The sequence below is a fragment of the Streptomyces acidicola genome (genome assembly GCF_009377235.1).
GTDB lineage: Bacteria > Actinomycetota > Actinomycetes > Streptomycetales > Streptomycetaceae > Streptomyces > Streptomyces acidicola.
Genome location: NZ_VMNX01000035.1, coordinates 13,909 through 26,064 on the forward strand (window position 1 = coordinate 13,909; position 12,156 = coordinate 26,064).

A 12,156-nucleotide genomic window follows, 5' to 3' on the forward strand; every position below is an offset into this window, starting at 1 on the left:
GTGCCCCCGTAGGATGGACGTCATGGCCAAGACCAGTACGACGACTCAGGGGCTGCGGGCGGCGATCGAGCGCAGCGGCTACTACCCGGCCCTCGTGGCCGAGGCGGTGGAGGCCGCCGTCGGCGGCGACGCCGTCCGGTCGTACCTGGTCCATCAGGAGACGACGTTCGACGCCAACGAGGTGCGTCGGCACGTCACGGTGCTCGTCCTCACCGGCAACCGCTTCATCGTGAGCCACACCGACGAGCAGACCGCGGACAGCACGTCCCCGACGCCGTACGCCACGACGTCCACCGAGTCCGTGAAGCTCGGCCGGATCTCGTCGGTCGTCGTCAGCCGGGTGGTCGCCAACCCGGAGTCGTACTCGCCGGGCACACTGCCCCGCGAGGTGGTCCTGACCATCGGCTGGGGCGCCGTCTCCCGTATCGACCTGGAGCCCGCGGCCTGCGGCGACCCCAACTGCGAGGCGGACCACGGCTACACGGGCAACTCGACGGCGGACGACCTCAGCCTGCGTGTCAGCGAGGCCGGGGACGGCCCGGAGACGGTGCGCCAGGCCCTCGCCTTCGCCCAGTCCCTCTCCGAGGCGACCGCGGACACCGCCCGCTGATGTCCCACGCGTCCCCGCCCACCGCCCCCGACCCGGGGCGCTCGGTGCCCGCGCCTCTCTGGGACGAGCCCGAATCCCTCGATGTGAGCTCGGCCCCCGTGCCCGAGTACGGCACCGGCTCGCTGGCCGACCTCCTGCCGACCCTCGCGGCGGGCATGGAGGTCCCCGGCACGACCGCCGCCATGACGGAACTGACCGCGGCCGACCGGAACTGCGTCTTCCTGATCGACGGGCTGGGCTGGCAGCAGCTGAAGGAGCACCCGGACGAGGCCCCCTTCATGACCTCGCTGCTCGCGTCGTCGCGGGGCGGCACCGGCCGCCCGATCACCGCGGGCTACCCGGCGACCACCGCGACCTCCCTCACGTCCGTCGGCACGGGCCTGCCCCCGGGCGCGCACGGGCTGCCCGGTTACACGGTCCGCAACCCCGAGACCGACGAGCTGATGAACCAGCTCCGCTGGACCCCCTGGACCGCACCGCGGGCGTGGCAGCCGTACCCCACGGTCTTCCAGCTGGCCGCCGCGGCCGGCGTTCACACCGCCCAGGTCTCCTCGCCGGCCTTCGAGACCACCCCGCTCACCCAGATCGCACTCAGCGGCGGAACCTTCCACGGACGGCTCTCCGGCGAGGAGCGCATGGACCTGGCGGCCGAGCAACTGGCCGCCGGAGACCGCTCGCTGGTGTACACCTACTACTCCGAGGTGGACGGCAAGGGCCACCGCTTCGGTATCGACTCCGACGCCTGGCGCGGGCAGCTGATGTACGTCGACCGGCTGGTCCAGCGCCTGGCGGAGCAACTCCCGCCGCGTACCGCCCTGTACATCACCGCCGACCACGGCATGATCGACATCCCGTTCGACGAGCAGCACCGCATCGACTTCGACGAGGACTGGGAACTGCGCGCCGGGGTCGCCCTGTTGGGCGGCGAGGGGCGGGCCCGCCACGTGTACGCGGTGCCGGGTGCCGAGGCGGACGTCCTGACCTGCTGGCGCGAGGTACTGGGCGAGCAGTTCTGGGTGGCGTCCCGCGACGAGGCCATCGCGGCGGGCTGGTTCGGCCCGACGGTCGACGAACGCGTGTACGCGCGCATCGGTGATGTCGTGGCCGCGGCCCGCGACGACGTACTGATCATCGCGTCCGAACGGGAACCGAAGGAGTCCGCGATGGTCGGCAACCACGGCTCGATGACGCCCGTGGAACAACTCATCCCGCTCCTGGAAGTACGCACCTGAAGCCTCCCGTCCGCAGCGCGGCGTCCGTGCCGGGCGCCCGGTCCTGCCCCGAACCCCTCTGAAAGGTCCTCGCCCTCCCATGCCCGAGCTGGTGTTCTTCTCCGGAACGATGGACTGTGGGAAGTCGACTCTGGCGCTTCAGATCGCGCACAACCGTTCGGCTCGCGGTCTGCAGAGCCTGATCTTCACGCGGGACGACCGCGCGGGGGAGGGCAAGCTGTCCTCGCGCCTGGGCCTGGTGACCGAGGCGGTGGAGGCCACGCCCGAGCTGGATCTCTACGTCTTCGTGGTGGAGCGCATGTCGCGGGGCGGCAAGGTCGACTACATCGTCGTGGACGAGGCCCAGTTCCTGTTGACCGAGCAGATCGACCAGCTGGCCCGGATCGTGGACGACCTGGACCTCGACGTGTTCGCGTTCGGCATCACCACGGACTTCCGGACCAGGCTCTTCCCCGGTTCGCAGCGGCTGATCGAGCTGGCGGACAGGGTGGAGACGCTCCAGGTCGAGGCGATGTGCTGGTGCGGGGCACGGGCCACCCACAACGCCCGCACGGTGGGTGGCGAGATGGTCGTCGAGGGTGAGCAGGTCGTGGTGGGGGACGTGGGCATGGGGACCGTCGGGTACGAGGTTCTGTGCCGTCGCCATCATCGCAAGCGGATGACGAGCGCGACGGCGCACGCGGCGGCACTGTCTCCCGACGTGCTGCCGGTCACGTCGGGGTGACCTACCAATGCCGCGGTGACGCCGGGGAGTTCGGGGTTGGTCCGGTGTCGCTGGTGGTCCGTCAGGATTGTTCCAGCGCCAAGTCGTGTGATTGGTACGTCAGTTCGGGGACGGGATCATCAGCATCGCCTCCACTGCCGGGAAGCAGGGCGTCCTCATGGGGGCGCCGTTCACCGCGTCCAAGCACGCTGTCGTCGGTTTCACCCGGGCACTGGCAAGGAACTGGCCCCGGCCGGGGCCACGGTGAACGCCGTCTGCCTCGCGGATGAGGTGGCGGCGATGGTCGTCCACCTGGCCGGGCCGCCCCGGCATTCTTGAGACGATTGCGTATGGAACTGAGCTTGGAAGCTATGTTCCGTCCAGGGTGATCGCGCTTCACTGGAGCCATGACCCACAGCACGAAGAACGACAACCTGACCCTCGTCATCGGCGGCACGGGCAAGACCGGTCGCCGGGTGGCGGACCGGCTCACCTCACAGGGGCGCCCGGTCCGCATCGGCTCCCGCAAGGGCGAGCGGCCCTTTGTCTGGGAGGACCCCGGCACCTGGGGACCGGCCCTGGACGGTGTCGGCTCGGCTTACGTCACCTACTACCCCGACCTCGCCTTCCCTGGCGCGAGCGAGACCATCGCGGAGTTCTCGCAGTTCGCCGTCGCCCACGGCACGCGCCGGCTCGTCCTGCTCTCCGGCCGGGGCGAGGAGGGCGCCGTCGCCTCCGAGGACTCACTGAAGAAGTCAGGCGCCGACTGGACCGTCGTGCGGTGCGACTGGTTCAACCAGAACTTCAGCGAGAGCTTCTTCCTGGAGCCGGTTCTGGCCGGGGAGCTCGCCCTCCCCACCGGCGAGTGCGTGGAGCCCTTCGTCGACGCCGACGACATCGCCGACGTGGCGGTCGCCGCGCTCACCGACGACCGGCACATCCACGCCACATACGAACTGTCCGGACCCCGCCTGCTCAGCTTCCGCGATGTGGCGGACGAGCTGTCCGCGGCCACCGGCCGCACCATCACCCACATCCCCGTCTCCAGCGACGACTACCGAGCGGCTCTCGTCGAGGCGGGCCAGCCGGCGGAGTTCGCCGACCTCTTCGCGATCATCCTGGACGGCCGCAACGCCAGCCTGGTGAACGGCGTCCAGGAAGTACTGGACCGCGAACCGCGCGACTTCTCCGCCTACGCGCGGGACACCGCCGCCACCGGCGTGTGGAACGCATAGAGCCTGTCCGGCGCACCGCCGGCGGACAGGTCCCGGACACCCGGCGCAAGCGGTCAGGGGCCATGCGGGACCTGGGCATCTGCCGGGTCCGGACTCGGGGCACCGCGCGTCGGGGCACCAGACGAAAACAGTGGGAAGAGATGGACGCGCCGCTGACGACCGAGGGTGGTCTGGCCCCGCTGCCCCCGTCATCTGCACGGCTTCGCCCTCACACGCATCGCGATGCGGCGGGGTTCCGGGAGAATCGTGTCGGTTGTTCCCCTGTTGACCACCGCCGGTTTGCCCGCCGCGGCCGACTGGTGGCGGCAACTGTGCAGCATCATCGACTGGCACCACAACACCGAGGACGACATTCTGTGGCCCTGCCTGGTCGAGTGGCTGCCGAGCTTCGCCGCCCACTCCCACCGGAGGGTCCAGGAGCAGGTGTGCCTGCCGGTCTTCACCCAGGTGCCCGCCGACGCCATGCAGGCCCCGGTCCGTCTCCTCGGCCGCACGGCTCCGCGGCATCACCCGGCCGCGCTGACGGCGCGCCCGGGCTGCCGCCCGCCACCGAACCGCACATCAGCCGTACTCTCGCCACCGGCCTCGCCGCCACCCTGCTGCGCGCGGCGAGTTCGAACGCCTGTGGCGCACCGCCAACGTCCTGCGCACCGTCAGCTGCGCCGCCGCGCTCGGCGTACTCGCCCGGACCGTCCTGTCGCGTGCCCGCACCTCCCCGGAGCCTGTCCGGCCGCCCAAGTGATCATGTGGCCGTGTGGTCTGCTGCGAGGGGACGGACACCTTGTACTTTGACGGGATGGACACCTTGACCGGTCTGCTGGAGAGCCCCAAGGCCCGTGGTGCGTTCCTGCTGAAGTCCGTCTTCCAGCCCCCCTGGGGGATGCGCATCGAGGACCGGGCGCCCCTGTCGGTCGTGACGATGCTGCACGGTGACGCCTGGGTGCTGCCCGACCGCGGCCGTCCGCTCCTCCTGCGCCCCGGTGACGTGGCCGTGCTGCGCGGCCCCGACGCCTACACCATCGCCGACCACCCGGACACCGAACCGCGCATCGTCGTCGGCCCGGAACAGCGCTGCCAGACCACCGACGGCCAGGACGTCACCGAACGCATGGCCCTGGGCGTGCGCACCTGGGGGCAACCCCACCGCGCCGGCTCCTCCGTGATGCTCAGCGGCACCTACCAGGCCCCCAGCGAGATCGGCGCCCGCATCCTGTCCGCCCTGCCCGTGCTGCTGGTCCGGCCCGCCTCCGCCGGGCCCGACCCGCTCGTCGGAGTGCTCGCCGAGGAGATCGACAAGGACGAGGTCGGCCAGGAGATCGTCCTGGACCGGCTGCTCGACCTGCTGCTCATCAACGTCCTGCGCACCTGGCTCGCGGACCCGGAGTCCGGAGCGCCGCCCTGGTTCAGGGCACAGAGCGACCCGGTCGTGGGTCCCGCCCTGCGGCGGCTGCACGAACAGCCCCACCTGCCCTGGACGGTGGCCTCGCTCGCCGACTCGGTGGGCGTCTCGCGCGCCGGTCTCGCCCGGCACTTCACCCAGCTGGTCGGGGAGCCCCCGATGTCGTATCTGACGGGCTGGCGGCTCACGCTCGCCGCGGACATGCTGCGCGATCCGGACGCGACCGTGGCCAGTGTCGCCCGGCGGGTCGGATACAGCGGGGCCTTCGCTCTGAGCGCGGCCTTCAAGCGGGTCCGCGGCGTCAGCCCGCAGGAGTTCCGCAAGGGCGCCGGAAGGCGGACGGTGCGCCCGACCGGGCTGTCACCCCAGACCGTGGTCCTCGAGCGCTGATCGCACCCCGTCACCGGCCCGGCGGGTCACCGGCCCGCGAGGGGTCACTCCCGGCGGGCCGGTACGGTGACCGCCGCGAGCAGCAGCCCGTCCCGCGCGACCCAGTGCCCGGTGTACTGCGTCCGTGCCGCGGCAGTCTCGTCGCAGTACCAGGCCACGGCGCCGGCGCGCGCGATGGCCGCCGGGGCGCGCGACGGTGCGTACCGTACCGGCCCACGATCATCGGGACGTCAGCCGAAGAGGCCCTGGCCCGGCGTGAGTGCGGGTGAGCGGTCGCAGCCGGGCGCCGGGCCCCGGCTCAGCGCCCTGTGCGGCCCTCTGTGCGGCCCTGCGTGTGGATCAAGGAGAACACCGCGCCCTCCGGGTCCGCGACCGTGGCCACGCGGCCGTGGGGTGTGTCCCGGGCGGGCTTGAGGAGATGGCCCCCGAGGTCGGTGACGCGGGTGACCGCCTCGTCGGTGTCGGCGACCTCGAAGGAGGTCAGCCAGTGGGGGCCCCGGTCGCGGGGGAGGGATCTGCCGACGCCGTGGATGCCGGCGACCGGCCGGCCCTCGACGCGGAGGGTCACGTAGTCGACGTCGGCGGCGGCGAGCGACTCCTCCTCGTGGCCGAAGACCGTCTCATAGAACTTGGCGACGCCGATGGCGTCGCGGGTGAAGAGTTCGTTCCATGCGGGCGTGCCGGGGACGCCCGCGACGGCGGTGCCGAGGTGGGCCGCGGCCTGCCAGATCCCGAAGACGGCGCCCGAGGAGTCCGAGGCGATGGCCATGCGGCCCGCGTCGGCGGCGTCCAGGGGGCCCACGCCGACCGTGCCGCCGCAGTGCCGCACCATCGCGGCGGTCTTGTCCACGTCGGCCGAGGCGAGGTAGGGCGTCCACGCGATGGGCAGATGACGGTCGGACGGCAGTTGACCGATCCCGGCCACCTCGTGTCCGTCGAGCAGAGCCCTTACGTACGGGCCCAGTTGCTGCGGTCCCGGCCGGAACTCCCAGCCGAACAGCGCCCCGTAGAAGTCCTGGGTGGCGGCCATCCCGTGCACCATCAGACTCACCCAGCATGGTGTGCCGGGCGGATACGTTTCACCGTGCAGGCCGGCCGAACCCCGTGCCTCGGTCATCGTCACTACTCTCCTCGGCCCCTCGCGGCGGCCGTGTCGCCGCCGCTCACCGAACGCGCATACCGCCTTCACGCGCGTGCGCGTCCCCTGCTGATGCTCGCACCACCCGTGGCGCGGCTCGTCCCTGCCGCGCCGCCGCGGTTCGGCGAACTACGGGGAAGGGTGCCCGAATTGCGGCTTCCCGTCCGATGGTGCGCCTGCCGCGTGGGTCCTGCGGATGTACAGCATGTGCCCGATCCCGTACGCCTCGTGATCGGGCCTGTCCGGCCGAGCACAGTAGCCGGACCTGGGCGACAGGGCCACCCCGTGCGCAAGGATGGGGTCCATGAAAGCCATCATCTCCGCAGCCGGACTCGCGACTGAGCTCACGGGCCCGACCCCGCCGGTCCTTCTCGACGTCCGCTGGCAGCTGGGCGGCCCGAACCTGCGACCCGAGTACGAGAAGGCGCACATCCCGGGCGCCGTCTTCGTCGACCTGGATGCCGAACTCGCAGGTCCCGCGGGCGCCCGCGGCCGGCATCCGCTGCCGGACACGGAGGTCTTCGGCGCCGCGATGCGGGCGGCCGGGGTCTCGGCGGACCGGGACGTCGTGGTGTACGACGGCGGGCTCGGCTGGGCCGCCGCGCGCGCGTGGTGGCTGCTGCGCTTCACCGGACACCCGTCGGTACGCGTCCTCGACGGGGGCCTCGCGGCCTGGGACGGCCCGTTGACCTCGGAGGTCCCCGAACCGGTTCAGGGAACCTTCGCACCGGCTCCGGGCGCCCTGCCGCTGCTGGACGCCGACGGTGCCGCCGCGCTCGCCCGCACCGGACTGCTTCTCGACGCGCGGGCGCCCGAGCGGTACCGCGGTGACGTCGAGCCCATCGATCCCGTCGCCGGACACATTCCGGGCGCCGTCTCGGCACCCACCACGGAGAATGTGGCCGAATCCGGTCGGTTCCTGCCCGCCGCCGAACTCGCCGACCGCTTCAGGGCACTGGGCACGTCCGGTGCCCCGGAGGTCGGTGTCTACTGCGGGTCGGGTGTCTCGGGCGCCCACGAGGTCCTCGCGCTGGCCGTCGCCGGCATCCCTGCCGCCCTGTACGCCGGCTCGTGGTCGGAGTGGAGCCAGGACGGCAACCGCCCGGTGGCGACGGGCCCGGATCCCCAGTGATCTGCGCGGCCGCCAGGTGACATCGGTCGGCTCCCGCTGATGCCCGGCATGCCATGGGGTCCGCATCTGAACACGACGTGGGGTCCGCATCTGAACACGACGTGGGGCCCGCATCTGAACGATGCGGGCCCCACGGACGTACCTGTGACCAGTCGACTGGTCCTGATCCTTCGAGTCCCGGTTCTTCTGGTCCGTGCTTCTGGTTCTGCCTGTTCCGCTAGTCCTGCTTCTTCCGACGTGTACCGAACACGATTTCGTCCCAGCTCGGCACCGCCGCGCGCCGGCCCGGACGGACGCCGTCCGCCTCGGCCTGGCGGTCGGTGGAGCCGACGAGGCGCTCGCGATGGCTGGCCACCGAGCGCGGCATGAGTACGTCCGCGTAAGCGGAACCGGCCGAGGCCGCGGGAGCCGGTGGCTCCTCCGCCTCGGGCTCCGGCGCGGGCTCCTCCTGCGTCTCCGCGGGCCGCTCGGGCACCACGAGGTCGCCCCGGTAGCTGGGCACGGCCTCCAGGATGCTGGTGAGCGAGTCGCGTTCGTCCGTGCTCTCCTCGGCGGGCTCGGACGCCTGGGAGGGCAGGACGGGGCGTTCCGTCGGGCGGTCCAGGGGGCGGTCCCGTGGCAGCCGGGCGATCCGCGGTACGAACGGGAAACTCGGCTCGGCCGCCCCGAGGTCGTCGGACTCACCGATCAGCGAGCGCGCCTCGTCGTCGACGGCCTGGACGAGCCGCCGGGGCGGGTCGTACGTCCAGGTCGCCGAGTGCGGCTCACCCGCGACCCGGTAGACCAGCAGCACCTCCCAGGTGCCGTCGTCGCGGCGCCAGGAGTCCCACTGGGCGGTTTCCTTCTCGGCGCCGCGCAGGAGCAGCCGCTCCTGGACGGCCTCGCCGAGCTGAGGACCGGCCGCGTTCTCACCGGGGCGCCGCACCGGAGTCTTGCGCGCCCGCTCGGCCATGAAGGCGCGCTCGGCGAGCACGGGACCCTCGAAGCGGCGTACGCGGTCGACGGGGATGCCGGCGAGCTGCGCGACCTCCTCGGCCGACGCACCGGCGCGTATACGGGCCTGGATGTCACGGGGGCGGAGATGGCTCTCCACCTCGATCTCGATCTGGCCGAGGCGTGGCCGGTCGCCGCGGACGGCGGCGCGGAGCCGCTCGTCGATCGGGAGTGTGTACTCCGTTGCGTCGGCAGCCTTCAGCACCAGCCGTGTGCCGTCATTTGAGACGGCCACGACACGCAGTTCGGGCATGGGGACCTCCCGGGTGGTGCCTGCCGACGTCACGTGCGTCGCTGCTTCCGCTAGTCGAGTGTGGCCTGCCCGGGTGCAGCCTGCCACAACCTTGCCGAGTTGCCCGGCGTGTCGGGCGTTGGCCCTGGGTCGCCGTTATGGCACGGTTACCTTTTCGCAACGCTAAGTGACGAATCTCATCACCCTGTGCAACGATCCCCCTCCCGGCGGTCCTCGAAGGCCCCGGACACCCTGGCGGGAGTCCGGATCCAGGGCTCGCAACAGTACTCCATTCGGGCCACTTGCGTGGATCGGCACGCCGCCCAACTTCTCGCAAGGGGTGCGAGTTGGTCGACCGAAGCGCCGTTTTCCGTGGCGATAGAGCATGATGCACCGCATGAAACCGGTGGAAACGGGATGAATCCCCTCGCTCATGCGTCCCGCTCTCGCGCAGCCGCACGGGCCAGGGGTGGCTACGGGCCCAACACCCTCCGCAGGTAGTCGTTCTGGAAGCGGCGATCGGGGTCCAGCCGGTCACGGAGCGCGGTGAACTCGCCGAAGCGGGGATAGACACCGGAGAAGTAATCGGCGTCGCGCGTGTGGACCTTGCCCCAGTGCGGGCGCCCCTCGTGTGCCGTGAAGATCCGCTCTGCCGCGGTGAAGTACGCCCGGTAGGGCGTGCCCTTGAACATGTGGACGGCGACGTACGCGCTGTCGCGGCCCGACGCCGTGGAGAGCGTGATGTCGTCGGCCGGGGCCGTGCGGACCTCCACGGGGAAGCTGACGCGCAGGGGGGAGCGGTCGACCATCGCCTTCAACTCCCGCAGCGTGTCCACCAGTGCCGCACGCGGCACGGCGTACTCCATCTCCACGAAGCGCACCCGTCGCGGAGACGTGAAGACCTTGTAGGGAATGTCGGTGTACGTGCGCGCGGACAGGGCACGGCTGGAGATCCGGGCGATCGTGGGCACCGTGGCGGGGACGGCGCGGCCGACCCAGTTGGCCACCTGGAAGACGCCGTTGGAGAGGAACTCGTCCTCGAACCAGCCGCTGAGCGGGGGGATGGGCTTCTCGGGGCCCGCGCTGCGGTTGTTGCGCTTGGTGTTGGTGTTGCCGGTGTGCGGGAACCAGTAGAACTCGAAGTGCTCGTTCTCGGCCCAGAGTTCGTCGAACTCCGCGAGGACCCTGTCGAAGGCCATCGGTTCCTCGCGGGCCGTGAGCAGGAAGAGGGGCTCCACGGCGAACGTGATCGCGGTGACGATCCCCAGGGCGCCGATGCCTATTCGGGCGGCCGCGAGGATCGCGCGTTCCTCGGCGGTCCCGTTCTCGGAGCAGGTGAGGACCGAGCCGTCGGCGGTCACCAGCTCAAGTCCCTTGATTTGCACGGCGATCGAGGCCGACTCGCGGCCGGTGCCGTGGGTGCCGGTACTGGTCGCGCCCGACACCGTCTGTTCCATGATGTCGCCCATGTTCGTGAGCGACAGTCCCTCGCGCGCGAGGGCCATATTGAGACGCTTGAGCGGGGTGCCGGCCTCGACGGTGACCGTCATGGCGTCGCGGTCGATCCCGCGTATGCCGGTCAGCAGTTGAGGGCGGATCAGCACACCGTCGGTCGCGGCGGCCGATGTGAAGGAGTGCCCGGTGCCGACGGCCTTCACCCTCAGGCCGTCCTCGGCGGCCTGCCGTACGGCCGCGGACAGTTCGTCCACGGAGGCGGGTGTGACCTCGCGTACCGGCCGGGCGGTGACGTTCCCGGCCCAGTTACGCCATGTTCCGCTGCTCGTGCTCGTCGTGCCGCTCGCTGTGCTGCTCATGGGCTCCTCCCCGCTGCGCAGCCGGCCTGCGCAGCCGGCGGTACCCGAGGAAACCGACCGTGACCGCGACGGCACCGGACACCGCCGGAACCCCGTACCCGGCGTCCGCTCCGGCGGCGTCGATCACCCAGCCGGACACGGAGGAGCCGAGCGCGACCCCGACCGCGAGTCCGGTGCTCACCCAGGTCATGCCCTCGGTCAGTTGCGCGCGTGGTACGTGCTCTTCGATGAGGGACATCGTCGTGATCATCGTGGGTGCGACGGACAGGCCCGCGACGAAGAGCGCCACAGCCAGAAACGGCAGGTTCCCGACCAGTAGGAGGGGGATCATACTCACGGCCATGCCGCACACGCCCAGCAGCCACCGGCGTTCAGGGGCTCCCGCGAAGCGCAACAGGCCGAAGACGATCCCCGCGAGGCAGGATCCCGCCGCGTACACGGAGAGGACGACACTCGCGGCGGCCTTGTGGCCCCGCTCGTCGGCGAAGGCCACGGTGACCACGTCGACGGCTCCGAAGATCGCCCCGGTCGCCACGAAGGTGCCCACCAGAACCTGAAGGCCGGGGGAGCGCAGCGCCGACCGTCCACCGCCGCCGTGGTGTTCGCGCGGGTGCGGTGCGGGCTCGGTTGCGCGCTGGGCCGTCAGCCAGAACACGCCGACCGCGAGGAAGCAGGCGGCGAGCAGCGGCCCGGCCTCCGGGAACCAGGCCGTGGACAGCCCGATGGAGAAGATCGGCCCGAAGATGAAGCAGACCTCGTCCACCACGGACTCGAAGGAGTACGCGGTGTGCAGGTGCGGGGTGCCCCGGTAGAGCGTCGCCCAGCGTGCGCGGGTCATCGCCCCGATGCTGGGGGTGCAGCCGACGCCCGCCGAGCAGACGTAGAGCACCCAGTCCGGCCACCCGTGGTGCGCGGCGAACAACAGCCCGGCCGCCGCGGCCATCGTGAGGAGGGTCGCCGGGCGCAGCACCCGGCGCTGCCCGTACTGGTCCACCAGGCGGGAGACCTGAGGCCCGGCCACGGCTGCGGACAGGGCGATGGTCGCCGACAGCGCGCCCGCGAGCCCGTACCGGCCGGTGAGCTGGGAGACCATCGTCACCACGCCGATGCCCATCATCGACAGCGGCATCCGGCCGAGGAGACCCGCGGCGGTGAAGCCCTTGGTGCCGGGGGCGGCGAACAGGGCGCGGTAGGGGCTGGGCACGTGGGTCTCCGGGTCTGCCGTGGGACCGGTCGGCTGGATGGGCCGATCCCGTAAGGCGCGAATACAGCTGACAC

Annotated in this window: 10 protein-coding genes and 1 pseudogene; 7 read left to right on the top strand and 4 right to left on the bottom strand. The window is 71.5% G+C overall.

Features of this window, described 5'->3' with window-relative positions; translation table 11 throughout:
• Window positions 1–13: 13 nt before the first annotated feature.
• The 6 genes and pseudogenes from FPZ41_RS12635 (at window position 14) to FPZ41_RS12660 (ending at window position 5,569) form a co-directional block, all read left to right on the top strand.
• Complete coding sequence (locus FPZ41_RS12635) at window positions 14–610, top strand: DUF5998 family protein (protein ID WP_131564886.1); 597 nt, start codon at window positions 14–16, stop codon at window positions 608–610.
• Window positions 610–1,842 (top strand): alkaline phosphatase family protein, encoded by a 1,233-nt coding sequence (locus FPZ41_RS12640; protein ID WP_152862093.1) that lies wholly within the window; start codon window positions 610–612, stop codon window positions 1,840–1,842. The genes FPZ41_RS12635 and FPZ41_RS12640 overlap by 1 nt, the downstream gene beginning before the upstream one ends.
• A 79-nt stretch (window positions 1,843–1,921) precedes the next feature.
• Window positions 1,922–2,566, top strand: a complete 645-nt coding sequence (locus FPZ41_RS12645; RefSeq protein WP_152862095.1) for a thymidine kinase — start codon at window positions 1,922–1,924, stop codon at window positions 2,564–2,566.
• A 115-nt stretch (window positions 2,567–2,681) separates the two neighbouring features.
• A pseudogene (locus FPZ41_RS12650) lies at window positions 2,682–2,824 on the top strand (SDR family NAD(P)-dependent oxidoreductase); the annotation flags it as partial.
• Between the two features lie 128 nt (window positions 2,825–2,952).
• Entirely contained in the window at window positions 2,953–3,780 is an 828-nt protein-coding gene (locus FPZ41_RS12655; protein WP_152862097.1) for a Rossmann-fold NAD(P)-binding domain-containing protein, read from the top strand.
• A 796-nt stretch (window positions 3,781–4,576) separates the two neighbouring features.
• A complete protein-coding gene (locus FPZ41_RS12660; protein ID WP_152862099.1) occupies window positions 4,577–5,569 on the top strand; it encodes an AraC family transcriptional regulator in 993 nt (330 codons plus the stop codon).
• Window positions 5,570–5,867: 298 nt separating this feature from the next.
• Here FPZ41_RS12660 and FPZ41_RS12665 read toward each other — a convergent pair whose 3' ends face one another.
• Window positions 5,868–6,686, bottom strand: a complete 819-nt coding sequence (locus tag FPZ41_RS12665; protein WP_152862101.1) for a VOC family protein — start codon at window positions 6,684–6,686, stop codon at window positions 5,868–5,870.
• A 325-nt stretch (window positions 6,687–7,011) separates the two neighbouring features.
• Here FPZ41_RS12665 and FPZ41_RS12670 point away from each other — a divergent pair, with 325 nt between their 5' ends.
• Window positions 7,012–7,839: a sulfurtransferase gene (locus tag FPZ41_RS12670; protein WP_152862103.1), complete on the top strand. Its 828-nt coding sequence runs from the start codon at window positions 7,012–7,014 to the stop codon at window positions 7,837–7,839.
• Window positions 7,840–8,056: 217 nt separating this feature from the next.
• On the opposite strand, the gene sepH is transcribed toward FPZ41_RS12670, so the two are convergent.
• The 3 genes from sepH to FPZ41_RS12685 all read right to left on the bottom strand — a co-directional run bounded on the left by sepH (window position 8,057) and on the right by FPZ41_RS12685 (window position 12,082).
• Window positions 8,057–9,085 (bottom strand): septation protein SepH, encoded by a 1,029-nt coding sequence (gene sepH, locus FPZ41_RS12675; protein WP_152862105.1) that lies wholly within the window; start codon window positions 9,083–9,085, stop codon window positions 8,057–8,059.
• A 452-nt stretch (window positions 9,086–9,537) separates the two neighbouring features.
• On the bottom strand, window positions 9,538–10,878 hold the full coding sequence (locus FPZ41_RS12680) for a D-arabinono-1,4-lactone oxidase (protein WP_152862107.1): 1,341 nt from the start codon (window positions 10,876–10,878) through the stop codon (window positions 9,538–9,540).
• A complete protein-coding gene (locus FPZ41_RS12685) occupies window positions 10,826–12,082 on the bottom strand; it encodes an MFS transporter (protein WP_322620153.1) in 1,257 nt (418 codons plus the stop codon). The genes FPZ41_RS12680 and FPZ41_RS12685 overlap by 53 nt, the downstream gene beginning before the upstream one ends.
• Window positions 12,083–12,156 lie beyond the last annotated feature (74 nt).

Coding starts and splice junctions, on each gene's coding strand:
- FPZ41_RS12635 (WP_131564886.1), top strand. CDS start 14: ATGGACGTCATGGCCAAGACCAGTACGACGACTCAGGGGCTGCGGGCG.
- FPZ41_RS12640 (WP_152862093.1), top strand. CDS start 610: ATGTCCCACGCGTCCCCGCCCACCGCCCCCGACCCGGGGCGCTCGGTG.
- FPZ41_RS12645 (WP_152862095.1), top strand. CDS start 1,922: ATGCCCGAGCTGGTGTTCTTCTCCGGAACGATGGACTGTGGGAAGTCG.
- FPZ41_RS12655 (WP_152862097.1), top strand. CDS start 2,953: ATGACCCACAGCACGAAGAACGACAACCTGACCCTCGTCATCGGCGGC.
- FPZ41_RS12660 (WP_152862099.1), top strand. CDS start 4,577: ATGGACACCTTGACCGGTCTGCTGGAGAGCCCCAAGGCCCGTGGTGCG.
- FPZ41_RS12665 (WP_152862101.1), bottom strand. CDS start 6,686: ATGACCGAGGCACGGGGTTCGGCCGGCCTGCACGGTGAAACGTATCCG.
- FPZ41_RS12670 (WP_152862103.1), top strand. CDS start 7,012: ATGAAAGCCATCATCTCCGCAGCCGGACTCGCGACTGAGCTCACGGGC.
- sepH (WP_152862105.1), bottom strand. CDS start 9,085: ATGCCCGAACTGCGTGTCGTGGCCGTCTCAAATGACGGCACACGGCTG.
- FPZ41_RS12680 (WP_152862107.1), bottom strand. CDS start 10,878: ATGAGCAGCACAGCGAGCGGCACGACGAGCACGAGCAGCGGAACATGG.